Genomic DNA, 18,298 nt, shown 5'->3' on the forward strand with positions numbered 1-18,298 from the left:
GCTGTCCGGGCACGGGTCAGAGAGGTTTCCGGCCGGGGTGCGGGCCCGCCCGCCTGTGCGGGTCAGGTGAGGCCCTCGCTGATCAGGGCGTGCCTGGCCAGCTCGACCCGGCTGTTGACGCCCAGCTTGGCGAAGGCGTGCCGGAGGTGGCTGTCGACGGTGTGCGGGGACACGAACAACTCGGCGGCCACCTCCCGGTTCGTCAACCCCCGGGCGACCAGCCGCGCCACCCTCAATTCGGACGGGGTCAGCGCGGCCCACCCGGTCGGCGGGCGCCCGGCGGCGTCCCTCCTGACGCCGCACGCCGCGTACACCTCCAGCGCCTCGTCCCTTCGCCCGGCCTCCTCCAGCGCCGCGGCCAGCCCCAGCGGTCGCGGTGCCGCCCGGTACAGCTCGACGGCCTCGGCCAGCCGCCCCTCCGCATGCGCGGCCGCCGCCCGTAACGACACCACCTCCGGGTTGCGCGCGGCCAGCGCCCGGATGCCCGCCACCACCCCGGGCTCCCCACGCAGCCGCGCCGCCGCCCACGGCTCCTGTAACAACAGGTACGCGAGCGCACTCCCCTCCTCACCCAGCCACCCCAGCCCCGGCGCGTCACGACCCCGACCCTGACGGTCCGACGTCCCAAGGGCCCGCCGATCGCGGTGGGCCAGTGTTCCCCGGGCTGCCTGATCGCGGTCGGTTGGTGTTCCTCGGGCTGCCTGATCGCGGTTGAGCGGTGATTCGGGGGTGGGCTGTTCGCGGTGGGTTGGTGTTCCGTGGGTGGGTTGATCGGGGTGGGTCGGTGTTCCGTGGGTGGGTTGATCGGGGTGGGTCGGTGTTCCGTGGGTGGGTTGATCGGGGTGAGTCGGTGTTCCGTGGGTGGGTTGGTCGCGGTGGGTCGGCGTTCCGCCAGCCCTCTGATCGCGGTCGGCCGGCCCCGCGCCTCTCTTCGTCCGCCTGCCCGTCGTCCCGTGCCCGTAGATCGACCGTTCGAAGAGTGCCGTACGGAAGCGCAGTTCGTCGTGGACCAGGCCAGGGCCGCTTCCCGCCAGCTCCGCGCCCTGGCGGAAATGGCGGCGGGCGGAGTCCGAGTCGCCGCGCAGCGCAGCCACATGGCCGAGCACCGCCAGCAGCGCCGGTGCGAGGGCCATCGCCGACAGCTCGGCGGTGACCCGCAGCCCGGCCTCCGCCTCCGCCTCCGCGTCGTCCAACCGGCCCCACGCCAGCAGCAGATCCGCCCTGAACCGGTGACGCAACGGCCGCGACCAGGCCGTGCCCGCCGCGCGCGACTCCCGCGCGACCGTCGCGTACACCGCGTCCGCCTCCTCGAACCGGTCCAGCACCGTCAAGGCCGCGCCCAGCCAGAGCCGTGGATGCCTGTGCGCCACCTCACCCCCGGCCGCGTCCGCGATCCGTACCGCCCGCTCGGCATGCTCCAGCGCCACCCGAGGCTCGCCCCGGAACAGCGCCACGGTCGAACGCGCCTGTAACGCGACCACCTGCCCGAACGGCTCCCCACTGGCCACCGCGCCCGCCGCCGCCGCGTCGGCCTCACCGATCCGTCCGGTCATCATCAGCGCGTGCGCCCGTACCGCGAGCAGCCGCGCCCGCGCCTCCACCGGCACCCCGGCCCGCGCCAGCGCCCGCCCCGTCCGCTCCACCACACCCGCGTCGTCACCGGCATGCTTGAGCGCCTCCGCCAGCCCAAGACAGATCGCGGCCTCCTCCCCAGCACTCAGCCGCCCGCCCAGCGCATCCGCCGATGCCGTCACCGCCTGCGCGCCCGGCTCTTCTGGTGTGTCCAGCCGTCCGGCTTCCATGTGCCCGCTCGGCGCGCCCAACCGTGCCGTCGCCGTCCTCGCGCCCGGCTCTTCGGGTGCGTCGAGCCGTCCGGTCTGCCGGCTCGGCGCGTCCGCCGGTGCCGTCGCCGTCTGCGCGCTCGGCTCTTCGGGTGCGTCCAGCTGTCCGGCTTCCGTCTGCCGGCTCGGCGCGTCCAACGGTGCCGTCGCCGTCCTCGCGCCCGGCTCTCTGGGCGTGTGCCGCCGGGGGGTGGGGCCGTCCATCGGGTCGTTCTCATCACCTGGGAGAGCCGGGGTGTCAGGAGACCAGGGACGGGCGTACGGTCGCGCGGAGCAGTCGTCGGCGAGGGCGCGGGCATCGGCGAGGCGGCCCGCCGAGGCGAGGAGGCGTACGGCGTCCGCGACCAGCGCCGGATCCCAGCTGTCCGAGAGGTCGAGGGCTCGCGTCATCAGGTCGGCGGCGGCCGACGGGGCGGTGGCTCTGAGGCCGGCCGCCGCCGCACGCAGCTCCGCGACGGCTGCGGCGTCTCCCCGGCGGGCGCCGTGCCGCAGGTGCTCGGCCAGCTCCGCCGGGGGCCTGCCCTCGGCCCTGAGCACGGCGGCCGCCTCCCGGTGCCACGCGCTCCTGACCGCCTCCGGCAGCCCTCCGTACACGGCCTCCCTGATCAGGTCGTGCCGGAACGCCAGCCGCCCGCCCTCATCCACCAGCACCCCGGCCCTGACCGCCTCCTCCACCGCCGCGACCGCCCCGGCCACCGGCGCGCCGAGCACTCCTGCCGCCTCGTGCACCGAGAACGGCCGCCGCAGCACCGCCGCGACCCCCAGCAGCCGCCGCGTCCCCGCCGCGAGCGGCAGCAGCCGCCGCTCCACCGCCTCAGGGAACCCGCCGTCCATCCTGACCCGGCCGTCCTCACGAGCCGCTGACAGCGCCTCCTCCAGCAGGAACGGATTGCCGCCGCTCGCCCGTACCAGCTCCAGAACCGGTCGCGACTGCGGCGACCCCAGCAGGTGGCCGCTCAGCTCCGCCGCCTCCTCCTGGCTGAGCGGCGGCAGCGGCACCCGCACCGCCTCCAGCCGGTCCAGCGACTCCTGCTCGGGCAGCGGCCGCCGGGCCAGCAGCCACACCACCGAAGACCCGCCCGGCACCAGCCGCCGCAGCGCCAGCAAGCTCAGCTCGTCGGCCCACTGCACGTCGTCCAGCACCACGAGCAACGGCCCAGCGAACCGCTCCAGCGCGTCCCCGATCAGCTCCACCCCGCCGAACCGATCGCCGAGGTGGCCCGTTCCGGCCGCCCACCGGCCCCCCGAGCCGTCCGCGAAGGCCTGCCGGACGCCGCCGGCCGTCGCGAGGGGATCCCGCCCGCGAGCGGCGGGGTCCTCCCGGCGGTCCGCTCCACCGCCGGGCAGAGGGTCCTCATCATCGGTGCGGGCGGCGGCGTGGGGAGCTACACCGTCCAGCTCGCGGGTCACCGGCACCACTCCGGCCAGTGCCGAGCGCAGTGTCGACAAGGGGGCCACCCGGTCCAGCTCGGTGGCACGACCGGCGGCCACCGTCAGGCCGCGTGCGCGGCCGAGGCGGGCGGCCTCCGCGAGCAGCCGGGTCTTGCCGATCCCCGCGGGACCCTCCACCAGCACGCATCCCGCACCCTCGGCCAGCACGCCGCTGATCGCCGCGAGCGCCTCCCGCCTGCCGACGAACGTCATGGCACCGATTCTGCGCTACCCCAGGCGGATCCGGACCACGAGGTCGTGCAGGGCGGCGTGCGCGGAGGCGGTGCCGGGCAGCGCCGAGCCGTCCCCGGCCCGCTCCAGCTCCGCGGTCATCCTCGCCACGTCCGCGGCGGCCGAGGCGATCACGGGCGCGGCGCCGTGCTCGGCCTCCCGCTTGGCGGCCACCAGCTCGGGCAGGTACGCGGGCCCGTACTCATACAGCTGCGTCAGGTCGGCCCGCAGCTCGCCCGACCGCATCAGGTGGATCCCGGTGGCCAGCACCCGGAACGTGTACAGCAGCGGCTTCAGCTCGCCCGTCTTCCCGAACAGCCGCCACTGCGTCCGCGCGAACCCCAGGTAGTGGTGGGCGTGATGGCGCGTCAGGCACGCGGGCGCCAGCGCCACCAGCTCCTCGTGCACCGGCGACGACGCCACCACCAGCGGCGACAGGAGCTGCTCCAGCACGTAGCCGTTGCGGCTCAGCAGCAACCGGCAGAACTTGGCCAGGTCGTGCGTCACCAGATCCACCTCGACGCCGTCCCGCGTCCACGTCGCGTCGAGCGTCTCCGGCCCGGTGACCAGCCCGACGACCTCCCGGGCGGCCAGCACGTGCACACCGCGCAGGTCCACGTCCGAGTCCGCCGACGGGAAACCGTACAGATGGGCCCCGCTCACGGTGGCGAAGACCAGCGGGTACGGCTGCTCACCCGGGATCTCCGGCAACCAGGCGGGCAGGTTCACAGGTTCTCCCTCCGCACGCCGATCAGGAACTCCTCGACCGCGTCCCGGTCCGGCCGCTCCGGCAGCACCGAGTCGGTCGCCGCCAGCTCGGCGACCAGCCGCGCGCGCCAGGCGTCCACCTCCGCCCACGGCACCTCGCCCCGCTTGACCGCCAGCAGGCGCTCGCGGTCGTCGCCCATCCGGACGCGCGGCTCGCCGTGCCGGACCAGATGGAGGCCGCTCAGCAGCAGCCTGATCATGTGCATGGCCTGCTTCCACTTCGGCGCCTCCGGGTCCAGCCGGCGGAACTGCGCGTCCGCGTACCCGGCGAACGTCTCCTGGGCGCGGCTCGACAGGAACGCGCGGCGCAGGTCGAGCAGCCGCCGCCCGGCGGGCGTGACCAGTTCGACCAGCGGCGACCACAGGCACTCCAGCACCGTCGGGTTCGCCTGCAGCGCCAGCACGCAGAACCGCTCGACCTCCCACGAGAACTGCTCGGGCAGCGGCCCGTCGCGGTGCGTCGGCGGCTTGTCCAGCCGCCAGAACGCCTCGGTCGGGGCCGCGAACACGCCACGCCGGTCGATGTCGGACGCCTCGGTTTCCAGCCCGTACGCGCGCGAACCGGTCACCACGGACAGGATCAGGTCATCGCCCATGAGGATCGACTCTTACCTCCTGTGGTCGGCACCGAGCCCCGCACGAAGCCCGAATCCCCCAATTTAGGGCTTTGTTGCCCGTTCCGGGTTGATGATCGTCGATTGCTGACACAGTCTTGAGTCGTGGGAAGTGCTCCGGAAATGCGTAGCTACGAGTCCGTCTACCGGCAGAGCATCGAGGCGCCGGAGGAGTTCTGGCGCGAGGCGGCGCGGGGCGTCGACTGGGACGTGGAGCCCGAGCGGGCCCACGACGGCGGGCGGTGGTTCCCCGGAGGGCGGCTCAACACCTGCCACAACGCCGTCGACCGGCACGTCGCGGCGGGCCGGGGCGACCAGGACGCGCTGATCTACGACAGCCCCGTCACCGGGTCCGCGCGCCGCTACACCTACCGGGAGCTGCTCGGCCTGGTGTCCCGCACCGCGGGGATGCTCCGCGGGCTCGGCGTCGGGACCGGCGACACCGTGGTGATCTACATGCCGATGGTGCCCGAGGCCGTGGTCGCGATGCTCGCCTGCGCCAGGCTCGGGGCGGTGCACTCGGTGGTGTTCGGCGGGTTCGCGGCCAGCGAGCTGGCCGTCCGCATCGACCACGCCAGGCCCAAGGTCGTGCTGTCGGCGTCGTGCGGGATCGAGCCGTCCCGGCTGGTGGAGTACAAGCCGCTGCTGGACGCCGCGCTGGAGCGGGCGTCGCACCGGCCCGCCCACTGCGTGATCCTGCAGCGCGAGCAGCACCCCGCCGACCTCACCGAGGGCCGCGACCTCGACTGGGAGAGCGCCGTGCGCGACGCGGAACCCGCCGGATGCGTCAGCGTGGCCGCCACCGACCCGCTCTACATCCTCTACACCTCCGGCACCACCGGCGCCCCGAAGGGCGTGGTCCGCGACAACGGCGGCCACGCGGTCGCGCTCCACTGGAGCATGGCCAACGTGTACGGCGCCGCGCCCGGCGAGGTCTACTGGGCCGCCTCCGACGTCGGCTGGGTCGTCGGCCACTCCTACATCGTCTACGCCCCGCTGCTCGCGGGCTGCACGACCGTCCTGTACGAGGGCAAGCCCGTGGGCACGCCCGACCCGGGCGCGTTCTGGCGGGTGGTGTCGACGTACGGGGTGCGGACGCTGTTCACGGCGCCCACCGCGTTCCGCGCGATCAAGAAGGAAGACCCGTCCGGCAGTTTCGCCAAAAAGTGGGATCTGTCCAGCCTGCGTTACCTCTTCCTCGCCGGCGAACGGCTCGACCCCGACACCTACCACTGGGCCTCGGCCCTGCTCGGCATCCCGGTCATCGACCACTGGTGGCAGACCGAGACCGGCTGGCCGATGGCCGCCAACTGCGTCGGCATCGAGGAACTGCCGGTCAAGCCGGGTTCGCCCACCAAGCCCGTCCCCGGCTGGGACATGCGCGTCCTCGACGACGACGGGAACGAGTGCCCGCCCGGCGTCGAGGGCGCCGTCACGGTCCGGCTGCCGCTGCCCCCCGGCTGTCTGCCGACCCTCTACCGCGACGACGACCGCTTCACCGAGGCCTACCTGTCGCGCTACCCCGGCCACTACCTGACCGGCGACGGCGGCCGCATCGACGAGGACGGCTACCTGTTCGTCATGGGCCGCATCGACGACGTCATCAACGTGGCCGGGCACCGGCTGTCCACCGGGGCCATCGAGGAGGTGCTCGCGGACCACCCGGACGTCGCCGAGTCCGCGGTCATCGGCGTGACCGACGAGCTGAAGGGACAGCTCCCGGTCGGGCTCGTGGTGCTCAAGGCGGGCGCGGAGCGCGACCCCGCCGACGTCGAGCGCGAGCTGACCTCCCTGGTCCGCGAGCGGATCGGTCCCGTCGCGGCCTTCCGCAGGGCCGTCGTCGTGAGCCGGCTGCCGAAGACCCGCTCCGGCAAGATCCTGCGCGGCACCATGCGCGACATCGCCGCCGGGACCCCCTACCGCGTGCCGTCCACCATCGAGGACCCCGCCGCCCTCACGGAGATCACCGACGCGCTCAAGGGCTGAGCATCCGACAACCCTCCAAAGCCGGACCAACGGCGTCATGATGGGAGCTCTCACGCTCTTCGGAGACGCCGATGACGGACATCCTGAGCTACGCGGGCGCGCTGGACATCCTCGGCTGTGAGCGGCCCCGGCTGGCCGAGGCCGTCGAGCGGGCCGCGGCCGTGCCTCCGACCGGCTGGGGCGGCGCCGCCGTGCCCGCCGCGGGCCTGGTGGAGCTGCGCGGCGAGATCGTCCGCTACACCGAGGACACGGTGCGCGGGGTCGCCGCCCGGCGCGGCGGCGACACCCGGTTCGTCAGGACCCGGCGGCTGGCCGCGGCCCACGCCGTGATCGTGGTCTCCGCGTACTTCGAGGCCCTGGGCGAGGAGTCGAGGCCGCCGGTCACGCTGGAGAGACTGGACCACACCCGCCACCCGGAGGCGGCCGAGCGGTACGCCGCCCTCGTCAGGAGCCTGCTCGCCACCGGGCTGCCGACGCCCGAGCCGCATCGCCCGTACGAGGAGACCCGGCAGGCCGTGCGGCTGGTCCACCGGCGGATGTCGGAGGCGCTCCGCCCGCCGCGAGGTCGGCAGGGACGCCTCCGCCGCCGGGCTGCCGCCGCCCCGGCTGCGCGCCCTCGTCGACCGGGAGCTGGTGCGGCTCGGGGCGGTCGCGCTGTCGATGTTCGCCCGCGGCCGGCCGGTCGCCGCGGCGGCCGCGCTCGACGCCGACCTGGCGGCGCTGTGCGGGCCGGGCAGCGGGGCGGATCGGGCCACCAGGCGGTTCTTCTTCGCGCGCCGTACGTCCGCGCACCGTACGGGGAACGGGACAGACGGCTACGAGTTCGCGCACGCCACCTTCGGCGAGTTCCTCGTCGGCTGGCTGGCCGTGTTCGCGGTGCGCGAGCTGGTCAGGAGACACGACCTGACCGGCGGCGAGCTGGCCGCCGCGCCCGCCCAGGACCTGGACGACGACCTGCTGTACGCGGTCACCTCGTTCTCCTGCCTGGCCGAGCGCGGGCCGATCGTGGGCTTCGCCGTCGAACTGCTCGCCGGGCTGCCCGCGCGGGAGCGCGAGCGGGCCGTGGAACTGCTCGGCGTGCTGCTGCGCGAGTCGCTGTACGAGCGGCGGCGGCGCTCCTTCACCGCGTTCGAGCCGGTGCGGCGGCCGGTCACGCGGCGGCTGGCCGCCTACTCCGCCAACCTCACCCTGCTCATCGTGGCCGCGTCCGCCGCGCCCGTACGGGTGTCGGAGCTGTTCGGCGGCCCCGACCCGCTGGCGCGGTGGACCTCGCACGCCCACCTGTGGCGCAGCCAGCTTGGCGACGGCGGCTGGAGCGGGCTGCTGGCCGCCATGCCCGCGCTGCGGGTCTCCGAGCACGGCGAGCGCGACATCCTGCTCGGCGGGCCGGCCGAACCGCCGGGCGGCGACGGGCTCGGCTGGTGGTTCGGTCACGGCCTCGGGCGGCGCGCCACCGTGCTGCGCCACCGTGCTGCGCCACCGTGCTGCGCCACCGGATCAGGGTGTTCGCCGAGCGCGCGTACCTGCTCAACCCCGACACCGACCTGCTGGCCGACCTGCTCGACGAGGGCGCCGACCCGCCGCTCCTGCTGCGCCCGCGGGGCCGGGTGGCCAGCCTGCCCCGGCTGCTGCGGGACCTGCTGACCGGCGAGCCCCTGAACCCCGACGACCGGCTGGCCCGCTACCTCGACGCGATCACCGCCGCCACCGCCCCCGGCCTGCCGCCCGACGCCCGCCTGCTCGCGCTCATCGCGCACGCGGTCACGATCGACGGCGCCCGGCTGCCGTTCGCGGGCCGCGGCCGCATCGTCAGCGAGCTGCTGCACGCCGGCGCCGACCACGCGCTGCTGCGGCCGCTCGTGGAAGCCATGATCGCCGAACGGTTCGAGAGCTGGGAGAGCCTCGTCGAGGCGGGCATCCCCGAGGACGTGCTCCGCAAGATCCACAGCCCATGACCGGCTCTCCCGGACTTTGCGTAATAAATGCCGCCATAGCTTGATCAAGTACCGCTAGGGTATCCGCCGACCGCTGAACCGCGGTTCCGCGCCGGGATCCGCCCGGCCCGTCCGGGGGAACCTCTGCCATGGCGTCCGTCCTCGCCTTCCGTGTCCCGCCCGGCCGCTCCGCCGTGGCGCGACCGGCCGGCCACCGCCTGTTCGCGGCCGTGCTCGTGCTCGCCGCCGCGCTGCGCGTGCTGGTCATGCTGGGGTACGACACCGCGATGGTGTACTGGTACGACTCGTTCACGTACCTCGACACCGCCGTGCGCATGCGGCCGAACGGGGGCCTTCCACCCCGCCGGATACTCCGCGTTCCTGTGGCTGCTGCGGCCCTTCCACAGCGTGGAACTCGTGGCGGGCGTGCAGCACGCGATGGGGCTGGGCGTCGCCGTGCTGATGTACGCGCTGCTGCGCTCGCGCGGGCTGCCCGGCTGGGGCGCCACCCTCGCCACGCTGCCGGTGCTGTTCGACCCGTCGTTCGTCCGGCTGGAGCACGCGATCCTGTCCGACCTGCAGGCGATCTTCCTGGTGATGGCCGCGCTGCTCGTGCTGGGCCGCCGGGAGGAGGTCACCGCGCGGGCGGCGGCCGGGGCCGGCCTGCTGCTCGCCCTGGCCGGGCTCACCCGCACCGCCGCGGTGCCGCTGATCGGCCTGGCCGCGCTCTGGCTCCTGCTCAGGCGGGGCCGGCGCCGGCGGGCGGCCGTCCTGCTGGTGGCCGGCGCGCTGCCGCTGCTCGCCTACGCCGGATGGTACGAACGCCACCACGACCGGTTCGCGCTCAGCGGCTCCGACGGCGTGGCGTTATGGGCCCGCACGATGACGTTCGCCGACTGCTCGGTCATCCAGCCGCCGCCCGCCGAGGCGCGACTCTGCCCGAACGGCACCGTGATGGACGCCGCCTCCGAGTACGTGTGGGCGCCCGGCGCCTCGCTCAACCTGCTGCCCGGCGACCGGTTCGCGCACAACGACCTGGCCAGGTCCTTCGCCCTGCGCGCCATCGCCGCCCAGCCCCTGGACTACCTGCGGCAGATCGCCGGGGACACCGCGCTCGCCTTCACCTGGGAGCCGGTGCCGCACCCCGACCGGATGACGCCGACCTCGACGTTCCCGTACGGGGTCTGGACCGTGCCCGACAACGAGCTGGTGCGCGCGGTCCGCGCCGACTACGACCCGGACATCAGGGGGATGCGCTCGGTGGAGCCGTGGGGATCGGTGCTGGCCGCCTACCCGTACCCGTGGTTCCTGCACGGGACCCTCTTCGGGGTGCTGCTGCTGGCCGGGGCCGCCGGGTCCGTCGGGCGGCGGCGGCCGGCGCTGCTGCCGTGGGTGTTCGCCGCGTTCCTCCTGGTGGCGCCGGTCGCCGCGCTCGACTTCGACCACCGGTACGTGCTGCCCGCGATCCCGCCGGGCTGCGTCGCCGCCGCGCTCGCCGTACACGGGATACCGCGATCGCGGTATCGCGCGGCGGGGGACGAGCGCACTACCGTGAACATGTGAGGACGCTCGCCCTGGTCTGCGGCATGGCGGTGGTCGTCCTGTACTCGACCGTCATGGCCTACGACAACCAGCCCGGGGCCACGCCCCTCGACCCGGCCGGCTACGCGCTGCTCGTCACGGACGTGCTCGCGCTCGCCTGGCTGCCCCGCAGGCCGGAGGTCGCGCTGGCGATCAGCGTCGGGGCGGTCGCCGCCCTGTTCACCCTTGGCTACGCGTACGCGTTCTGGCCCGCTCCGGCGCTGATCGCGGTCTTCGCCACCATCTCGACCGGCCGCCGGGCGGCGGGCTGGGCGGGGGCGGTGTTCCTGGTCGCGGTGCCGGCGGTCGCGGCGGTGCTCCACCCCGGGGTGGACAACGCGGTGGCCGTGGTCATCTGGGCGCTGCTCGTCCTCGTCGCCGCGCAGCCCGCCGAGGTGTCGCGGGCCCGCCGCGCCTACACCCTCGAAGTCGAGCGCCGCGCCGCCGAGGCCGAGCGCGGCCGCGAGGAGGAGGCGCTGCGCCGCGCCCAGGAGGAGCGGCTGCGGGTGGCCAGGGAACTGCACGACGTCACCTCCCACACGGTGTCGGTGATCGCGCTGCACGCCGCCGTCGCGGCCGAGGCCGTCGCCCGCGCGGGCGGGCCGCCGGAAGCCCGCGACGCCCTCCAGGTGATCCGCGACTCCAGCCGGCAGGCGCTGGCCGAGATGAAGGGCGTGCTCGGCGTGCTCCGGCCCCGGCATCCCCTGCCCGGCAGCGCCCAGCTCCCCGCCCTGGCCAGGACCGCCGGGCTGCCGGTCACGCTGGAGACCACCGGCGAGCCGCGGCCGCTGCCGCCCGCCGTGGACCTGGCCGTCTACCGGGTGGTCCAGGAAGCCCTGACCAACACCATCCGTCACGCCGGCGCCACCCGCGCCACGGTGACGCTGGCGTACGAGGAGGCGGGCGTGCGCGTGCGCGTGGACGACGACGGCACCGGCCCGTCCGGCATCCCCGGTCTGGACGCGGGAGGCCATGGGCTGAGGGGGATGGCCGAGCGGGTGGAGGCCGCGGGCGGGAGACTCACCACCGGTGCCGGTCCGGCGGGCGGGTTCCGGGTGGCGGCGTGGATGCCCGCGTGATCACCGTCCTGCTGGCCGACGACCAGCCGCTCGTCCGGGCGGGGCTGCGCGCGCTGCTCGACCCGGAGGACGATCTCACCGTCGTCGGGGAGGCCGCCGACGGGGCCGAGGCGGTGCGCGAGGTGGCCCGGCTCGGGCCGGACGTGGTGCTGATGGACATCCGGATGCCCGGCGTCGACGGGCTGGAGGCGACCCGCCGCATCGCCTCCGGACGGACCCGCGTCGTCGTGGTGACCACCTTCGACCTGGACGAGTACGTGTACGAGGCGCTCCGATCGGGTGCCAGCGGATTCCTGGTCAAGGACGCGGAACCGGCCGAGATCCGGCACGCGGTGCGGGTGGCCGCGCGGGGCGACGCCCTCCTGTCCCCGGGGGTCACCCGCAGGCTGATCGAGGAGTTCGCCGCCCGGCCCGGCGTGAACGACGACCGGCTCGCCCCCCTCACCGGCCGTGAGCGTGAGGTCCTCGCCCGCGTCGCGCACGGCCGCACGAACGACCAGATCGCCGGCGAGCTGTTCATGAGCCCCGCCACGGTCAAGACGCACGTCAACCGCATGATGACCAAACTCGGCGTCCACGACAGAGCCCAGCTCGTGGTCCTCGCCTACGAAACCGGCCTCACCCGCCCCGGCCACCACCCCTGACCACCCCGTGGATGCGGTGGGGGACGCCCTGTCCCTGACCCCGGCCGTCCGGCGCCGGGTGCGGTGGAGGAAGACCCGTACCCGCCTCTGATCCTCCGCCGTTCGGTGCTGGATGCCGCGGGTGTGGTAGGCGGGGGACCGCGGTGGGGGGACGACCGGTGCGGAGGGCCGTTCCTAGCGTCGGCGGCATGATCCGATTCTGCATCCGCCACCGGCGGCTGGTCCTGCTGGGCTGGCTGGCGCTGGTCGCCGCGCTCGTCGCCGGGGCCGCCTGGAACCCGGCGCCGGTGGCCGGTGAGTTCGCGCTGCCCGGCAGTGAGAGCGGGCGGGCCGCCGAGCTGCTCGGGCCCGCACCCGCCGAACCGCCCGGCACGCTCGTCGTGTCCGCCCCCGCCGGGGTCGAGTCGCCGGCCGCCCGCCAAGCCGTGGACGGGCTTCTCGCGAGGATGAACGAGGTCCCGGGGGTCCGCGCCGAGACCCCGTACGCACGCGTCTCGCCGGACGGGACCGTCGGCACGATCCCGATCGACTACCCGGACGAGACCGCCGCCCGCGAGCTGGCCGAGGTCCGTGACGGCTTCGAGGCCGGGGCCGTCACGGCCGAGCTGGCCGGCGACGACTTCGCCGACTTCACCCCCGGCGGCCTGACCGAGGGGGTCGGGCTGGTGGCTGCGGCGGTGATCCTGCTGTACGCGTTCCGGTCGCTGCTCGCCTCCGCCCTCCCGATCGCCATCGGGGTCGTCGGCGTCGTCTCCGGCACCAGCCTGCTCGCCCTGCTCGGCCACCTGGTCGCCACGCCGGACTTCGCCGTGTACCTCACGATCATGCTCGGCCTCGGCGTCGGCATCGACTACGCCCTGCTCATCGTCACCCGCTTCCGCAGCGGCCTGCACGAGGGCCAGGAGGTCGAGACAGCCGTCGGCACGGCCATGCGGACCGCCGGCAGGTCCGTGCTGTTCGCCGGCGTCACCGTCATCGTCACCGGCGCCGGCATCGTGTTCCTCGGCCCCGGGCTCGGCGGCGGCATCGCGGTGGCCGCGGGGTGCGGCGTGCTCATGGTCATGCTCGCCTCCCTCACCCTCCTGCCCGCGCTGCTGACCATGATCGGCCACCGGATCGACCGGTTCTCGCTGCCGGCCCGTACCGGCGGGGAGCCGTGGTCGGCGCGGTGGAGCAGGGCCGTGCAGCGCCGGCCGTGGACGGCGGGGCTGCTGGCGACGGCGCTGCTCGCCGGGCTCGCGCTGCCCGCGCTGGACCTGCGCACCGGCTGGTCGGACGCGTCCGACCGGCCCGTCACCGACACCACCAGGCGCGCCCACGACCTGCAGGCCGGCGCGTTCGGGCCGGGCGCCGGGTCGCCGCTCGTGCTCGCCTCCGACCGCCCGCTCGGCGCCGCCGTCGAGCGGGCCCGCGCCACGCCGGGAGTGGCCGGCGTGACGCCGCTGGGGGAGCGGGCCGCGCTCGTCGTGCCCGCCACGGCGCAGCAGGACGAGGCCACCGCCGGCCTGGTGCGCCGGCTCCGCGCCGAGCTGCCGGAGCCCGTCCTGGTGACCGGCTCGACCGCCGCCGCCGTGGACTTCGCCGACCACGCCGCCGACCGGCTGCCGTGGACGGTCGGCGCGGTGCTGCTGGCCTCGCTGGCGCTGCTCATGGCCGTGTTCAGGAGCGTGGCGGTGCCCGTCAAGGCGATCCTGGTCAACCTGCTGTCGATCGGGGCCGCGTACGGGGTGGTCGTCGCCGTCTTCCAGTGGGACGTGCTCGGGCTCGGCACCAGCGGGCCGATCGACGCCTGGGTGCCGATGATGCTGTTCGTGATCACGTTCGGGCTGTCCGTGGACTACGAGGTGTTCCTCGTCTCCCGCATCCGCGAGGAGTACCGGAACGGGCTGGGCAACAGCGCCGCGGTCGCCGCCGGGCTCGCCGGGACCGCCCGGGTGATCACCGCCGCCGCCGCGATCATGTTCTGCGTGTTCGCCGCCTTCGGCGCGTTCGACGACCGGGCGCTGCGCGTCATGGGGGTCGGGCTGGCCGCCGGAGTGCTGGTCGACGCCACGATCGTGCGGATGGTCCTGGTGCCCGCCGCGATGGAGGTGCTCGGCGACCGTAACTGGTGGTTCCCCGGCCTGTCCTTCGCGAGGCTGACACCCGAGCGGGATGTTTCGTAGTATCCGGAACAGAGGAGCGTTGGGGGCGCCGAGGTGCCAGGGCAGAGCGTGGGAGTGGTCGTCGATCCGGCGGTGCCGCCGGAGACCGCGGGGATGCTGCGCGCCAACGCCCCGCTGCTGTCGAGGATCCGGACGGGCTGGGTGCCCCCGGCCGCCCTGCCGGTCCCCGCCAGGCGGCGCAACACCTCCAGCGTGGCGCTGCTCGCCGCCACCCCGCTGGTCATCGCGCTCATGGCCGTGCTGCTGGACTCGCCGGCCGCGCCCGCCGGGTTCCTGCTGCTCGGCGGGTTCGTCTTCCTCGTCCTCGTCAAGATCGCCAACATCAGCGAGGCGGTCGACGACGACCACCGGCCCCAGGAGCGGGCCCTGTACGAGAAGGCCCGCCGGCACCACGGCCGCTACCTGATCCCGCAGGACTTCGACGAGGAGGCCGCGGCCGTGCTCCACCGGGCCCAGCAGGCCGTCGGCACCGTGCTGCGCTCCCACGTCAACGCCGAAGGGCTGCTCGACGGCCCGCGCAACGCGCTCCTGCTGCCGGAGCAGGAGTGGGAGATCGCCCGCCTGCTCGCCAAGCTGTCGGCGCTGCGCGCCGACCACCGCGAACTCCTCGGCCGGGGCCTCGCCCCCGAGGTCGCGGCCGTGCTCAAGCCCCTGCAGGGCGCGCTCGACAGCAGCGAGGCGGCCGTGGTCGCGCGCGTCGAGGCTCTGGAACGTTACGCCGGCCACGTAGCCGAGGCCGAGCGGGCCTACCACGCCCGCGAGCAGATCGAAGAGCTGCGCGCCAGGCTGCCGCGTTACGAGGAACTGCTGGCCGAGACCGGCGCCGGCACGATGGCCGTCGCCGAGATCGAACGCCTCGCGGAGGACGCCGACTCCGTGGAACGCGCCCTGCGGCGAAGTGTCACCTCCGCGCATGAGGCTTTTCGCTACTTAGAAGGCTGACGTTCGGACAGACCGCCACATAGGATTCTTAATGTGCCGGGTCGTCATGCGAAGGTGGTAGTGGAGCCGACGGTGCCTGCCGAGACGGCCGACCTGTTCCGTGACCACCGCAAGCTCCTGCTGCGCATCCGCGCCGGGTGGACCCCGCCGAACAGGCGTCATCCTCCGGCTCTCGGGCTCGTCACCCGGATGACCACCACGCTCGTCGCGCTGGTCGCCGTCGGCGCCGGGCTCGACTTCTTCCTCGCCGGCCTCTACACCCCGTTCGTCGTCGTCATGACGCTGGCCGCGCTGCTCATCGCCGGTGTGCTCGCCAAACCCAGGCCCGACGCCGAGGCCGAGCGGCGCCAGGTGGTCGAGCGGCACGTCTACGACAGCGCCCGCAGGTTCGAGGGCCGCTACGTGCTCCGCGAGGACCTCGACGAGAGCGCCCGCCGGCTCATGGCCCGCGCCCAGGCCGCCGTCGACGCGGTCATGGAGTCCCACGTCAACGCCGGAGGGCTGCTCGACGACGTGCGCAACGCCGTCATGCTGCCCGCCCAGGAGTGGGAGATCGCCCGCCTGCTGGCCAAGCTGTCGGCGCTGCGGTCCGGACACCGGGAGGTCGTCTCCGAAGGCGTCACCCCCGAGGTGGCGGCCGTCGCCGAGCCGCTCGCCCAGGTGCTCGACAGCAGCGAGCGCGCGGTCGTCGCCCGGGTCGAGGCTCTGGAACGTTACGCCGGCCACGTCGCCGAGGCCGAGCGGGCCTACCACGCCCGCGACCAGATCGCGCGGCTCAGCGCCCAGTTGCCCCGCTACGAAGAGCTCCTGGCCGAGTCCGGCGCCGACGACTCGGCCGTGCCCGAGCTGAGCCGGCTCAGCGAGGACGCCGACCGGCTCGAACAAGCGCTGCGCGACAGCGTCACGTCGGCCCACGAAGCGTTCCGTCACTTACAGGGGTGATCGGCCGTTCACCCCGCCGTCCGCCACAGGGAGGGTCGCACGCCGTTTGTCGTACAAAGAATCGAGCTCGAAGGGCAGAGTTCCCATAGGATCCGGATTTGTGGAAGTCGTGGTGGATCCAGGGGTGCCACCGGAGGACGCGCGGCTGATCAGGGACAGCGGCCAGGTCCTGGTCAGGATGCGCCGCGGCTGGGTTCCCGAGCCGCCGCCCCGCGCCGGCGTCGCCCAGTCCAAGGGCGTGGCCGTCGCCGTGACCGCCGTCGCCGTGCTGCTGATCGCGCTCGGCCTGATGAGCCGCGGCATCGGCCTGCTGCTGCTCGCCTTCGTCGGCGTGCCCGTGCTCCTCGTCGCCTTCATCCGCAACGACCTCACCGACGAGGACGAGGAGGCCGTGCTCGCCCGCGAGGTCTACGAGCAGCTGCGCTGGTACGAGGGCCGCTACGTGCTCACCGACGACCTCGACGAGGCCTCGCGCAGGCTGCTGGCCCGCGCGCAACGGGCCATCGCCACCGTCAACGAGTCGTCGGTCAACGCCGAAGGGCTGCTCGACGGGGTGCGTAACGCGGTGATGCTGCCCGCCCAGGAGTGGGAGATCGCCCGCCTGCTGGCCAAGCTGTCGGCGCTGCGCACCAGACACCGCGAGACCGTCACCGGCGCCGTCACCCCCGAGGTGGCGGCCGTCGCCGAGCCGCTCGCCCGGGCCCTCGACAGCAGCGAGGAGGCCGTGGTGGCGCGGGTCGAGGCGCTGGAACGCTACGCGGCCAACGTCACCGAGGCCGAGCGCGCCTTCCGCGCCCACCAGCAGGTCGAGGAGCTGCGCGGCCGGATCCACCAGTACGAGGAACTGGTCGCCGAGACCGGGGCCGACGCGTTCGCGGTGCCGGAGATCGCCCGGCTCGCCGAGGACGCCGACCAGCTGGAGCAGGCGCTGCGGCGCAGCCTCAGCTCCGCGCATGAGGCCTTCCGCCACCTGGAGCCGGGCGAGCGGTCCTAGGCCGCGGCGGGCCGGGCGGGCTGGGCGGTCTGCAGCAGCAGGTCGCACAGCACGTCGGCGGCGTCCACGCGGCCCAGCTTCTGGGCCGCCTCGCCCATCGCCGCCCGCAGGCCCGGGTCGGCCAGCAGCGGCATCAGCTCGGCCAGCAGCTGGTCGGCCGCAGGGTTCGGCTCCAGCAGCGCCCGCGCCGCGCCCGCCGACACCAGGTAGCCGGCGTTCTTGCGCTGCTCGTCGCCGCCCGTCGGGATCAGCGGGATCAGCAGCGACGGCTTGCCGATCGCGGTCAGCTCCGACACCGTGCCGGCTCCGCTGCGCGAGATCACCACGTCGGCCGCCGCGTACAGGTCGGCCAGCTCGGACCCCACGTAGGGGACCGGGTGGTAGCGGTCGGCGAGCTCGGGCGGCAGCTCCACGGCCCGCATCTGCTCGATCCAGGCGGGGCCGCACTGGTGGACGATCTGGGCGTGCGGCAGCAGCCTGGGCAGGACCTCCGCGATCAGTGTGTTGATCTGCTTGCTGCCCTGGGCGCCGCCCGTCACGTAGATCAGCGGCACCTCGAACGTCAGCCCGAACAGGTCGTAGGCCGCCGCCCGCTTGCCCTGCAGCAGCTCGGGCCGGATCGGGTTGCCCGTCACCACGGCCTTGGCCCTGGCCTTGGCGGGCAGGTGTTCGAGCGACGACTCGTGCGACAGCGCGATCCGCGTCGCCAGCCTGGACAGGATCCGGTTGGCCAGCCCCACCACCGTCGTCTGCTCGTGCATGACCAGCGGCCTGCGGATCAGCTTGGCCGCCACCCCGATCGGCACCGCCACGTAGCCCCCGGTCGACAGCACCACGTCGGGCAGGTAGCGGGCGGCGTGGCCGATCGCCTGGAACACCCCGACGGGGATCCGGAACAGGTCGGCCAGGTTGGTGCCGAGCTCGCGCAGGTTGGGCCGGCGGCGCAGCTTGCCCGTCGTGATCGCCTTGAACGGGATGCCGTGCTCGGCGGTGATCCTGGCCTCCAGGCCGTTGGCCGTGCCCACCCAGAGCACGTCGTGCGGCACCTGCCGGCGCTGGATGGCCGTCAGGGTCGTCAGGGCCGGGTAGGTGTGACCGCCGGTGCCGCCGCCGGTGATCAGCAGTCGCAGGGTTTGTGACATGGGC

13 protein-coding genes and 1 pseudogene are annotated in these 18,298 nt (G+C 74.4%); 10 read left to right on the plus strand and 4 right to left on the minus strand.

Translation table 11 applies throughout. The annotated features are described in order from the left end of the window. Positions 1-62: 62 nt before the first annotated feature. The 3 genes from KME79_RS46230 to KME79_RS11120 are packed head-to-tail and all read right to left on the minus strand — an operon-like array spanning position 63 to position 4,867. The gene (locus KME79_RS46230; RefSeq protein WP_219544355.1) at positions 63-3,485 is read right to left on the minus strand and encodes a helix-turn-helix transcriptional regulator; all 3,423 of its coding nucleotides are present in this window, start codon (positions 3,483-3,485) and stop codon (positions 63-65) included. A gap of 15 nt (positions 3,486-3,500) precedes the next feature. Continuing rightward, positions 3,501-4,232, minus strand: coding sequence for a nucleotidyltransferase domain-containing protein (locus KME79_RS11115; RefSeq protein WP_219544356.1), 732 nt, complete (start codon positions 4,230-4,232; stop codon positions 3,501-3,503). Next, positions 4,229-4,867: a nucleotidyltransferase domain-containing protein gene (locus KME79_RS11120; RefSeq protein WP_219544357.1), complete on the minus strand. Its 639-nt coding sequence runs from the start codon at positions 4,865-4,867 to the stop codon at positions 4,229-4,231. Before KME79_RS11120 ends, KME79_RS11115 begins: the two co-directional genes overlap by 4 nt. Positions 4,868-5,008: 141 nt before the next feature. Here KME79_RS11120 and KME79_RS11125 point away from each other — a divergent pair, with 141 nt between their 5' ends. The 10 genes and pseudogenes from KME79_RS11125 (at position 5,009) to KME79_RS11170 (ending at position 17,152) form a co-directional block, all read left to right on the plus strand. After that, complete coding sequence (locus KME79_RS11125) at positions 5,009-6,871, plus strand: propionyl-CoA synthetase (RefSeq protein ID WP_219544358.1); 1,863 nt, start codon at positions 5,009-5,011, stop codon at positions 6,869-6,871. Between the two features lie 71 nt (positions 6,872-6,942). Continuing rightward, positions 6,943-7,365 (plus strand): annotated as a pseudogene (locus KME79_RS47395) (NACHT N-terminal helical domain 7-containing protein); the annotation flags it as partial. 139 nt (positions 7,366-7,504) lie between these two features. Then, complete coding sequence (locus KME79_RS11135) at positions 7,505-8,515, plus strand: NACHT domain-containing protein (protein ID WP_219544360.1); 1,011 nt, start codon at positions 7,505-7,507, stop codon at positions 8,513-8,515. 698 nt (positions 8,516-9,213) lie between these two features. After that, on the plus strand, positions 9,214-10,368 hold the full coding sequence (locus KME79_RS11140; RefSeq protein WP_246639639.1) for a hypothetical protein: 1,155 nt from the start codon (positions 9,214-9,216) through the stop codon (positions 10,366-10,368). After that, entirely contained in the window at positions 10,365-11,465 is a 1,101-nt protein-coding gene (locus KME79_RS11145; protein WP_219544361.1) for a sensor histidine kinase, read from the plus strand. Before KME79_RS11140 ends, KME79_RS11145 begins: the two co-directional genes overlap by 4 nt. Then, positions 11,462-12,109 (plus strand): response regulator, encoded by a 648-nt coding sequence (locus KME79_RS11150; RefSeq protein WP_148034642.1) that lies wholly within the window; start codon positions 11,462-11,464, stop codon positions 12,107-12,109. The genes KME79_RS11145 and KME79_RS11150 overlap by 4 nt, the downstream gene beginning before the upstream one ends. 188 nt (positions 12,110-12,297) lie before the next feature. Beyond that, the gene (locus KME79_RS11155; protein ID WP_219544362.1) at positions 12,298-14,274 is read left to right on the plus strand and encodes an MMPL family transporter; all 1,977 of its coding nucleotides are present in this window, start codon (positions 12,298-12,300) and stop codon (positions 14,272-14,274) included. 48 nt (positions 14,275-14,322) lie between these two features. Continuing rightward, on the plus strand, positions 14,323-15,216 hold the full coding sequence (locus KME79_RS11160; RefSeq protein WP_271279207.1) for a hypothetical protein: 894 nt from the start codon (positions 14,323-14,325) through the stop codon (positions 15,214-15,216). A 72-nt stretch (positions 15,217-15,288) separates the two neighbouring features. Continuing rightward, entirely contained in the window at positions 15,289-16,158 is an 870-nt protein-coding gene (locus KME79_RS11165; RefSeq protein ID WP_271279208.1) for a hypothetical protein, read from the plus strand. Positions 16,159-16,258: 100 nt separating this feature from the next. After that, positions 16,259-17,152 carry a hypothetical protein gene (locus KME79_RS11170; protein ID WP_148032018.1) on the plus strand — a complete coding sequence of 298 codons (894 nt, stop codon included), beginning with the start codon at positions 16,259-16,261 and terminating at the stop codon, positions 17,150-17,152. Here KME79_RS11170 and KME79_RS11175 read toward each other — a convergent pair. Beyond that, positions 17,149-18,294 (minus strand): UDP-N-acetylglucosamine--N-acetylmuramyl-(pentapeptide) pyrophosphoryl-undecaprenol N-acetylglucosamine transferase, encoded by a 1,146-nt coding sequence (locus KME79_RS11175; RefSeq protein WP_148032017.1) that lies wholly within the window; start codon positions 18,292-18,294, stop codon positions 17,149-17,151. The genes KME79_RS11170 and KME79_RS11175 overlap by 4 nt on opposite strands. Positions 18,295-18,298: the final 4 nt, after the last annotated feature.

It is taken from the genome of Nonomuraea harbinensis (assembly GCF_019396385.1).
GTDB lineage: Bacteria > Actinomycetota > Actinomycetes > Streptosporangiales > Streptosporangiaceae > Nonomuraea > Nonomuraea ferruginea.

What these genes read in the sequence shown, in the direction of transcription:
- KME79_RS46230 (WP_219544355.1), bottom strand. Translation starts at nt 3,485, where the DNA reads ATGACGTTCGTCGGCAGGCGGGAGGCGCTCGCGGCGATCAGCGGCGTG.
- KME79_RS11120 (WP_219544357.1), bottom strand. Translation starts at nt 4,867, where the DNA reads ATGGGCGATGACCTGATCCTGTCCGTGGTGACCGGTTCGCGCGCGTAC.
- KME79_RS11125 (WP_219544358.1), top strand. Translation starts at nt 5,009, where the DNA reads ATGCGTAGCTACGAGTCCGTCTACCGGCAGAGCATCGAGGCGCCGGAG.
- KME79_RS11155 (WP_219544362.1), top strand. Translation starts at nt 12,298, where the DNA reads ATGATCCGATTCTGCATCCGCCACCGGCGGCTGGTCCTGCTGGGCTGG.
- KME79_RS11175 (WP_148032017.1), bottom strand. Translation starts at nt 18,294, where the DNA reads ATGTCACAAACCCTGCGACTGCTGATCACCGGCGGCGGCACCGGCGGT.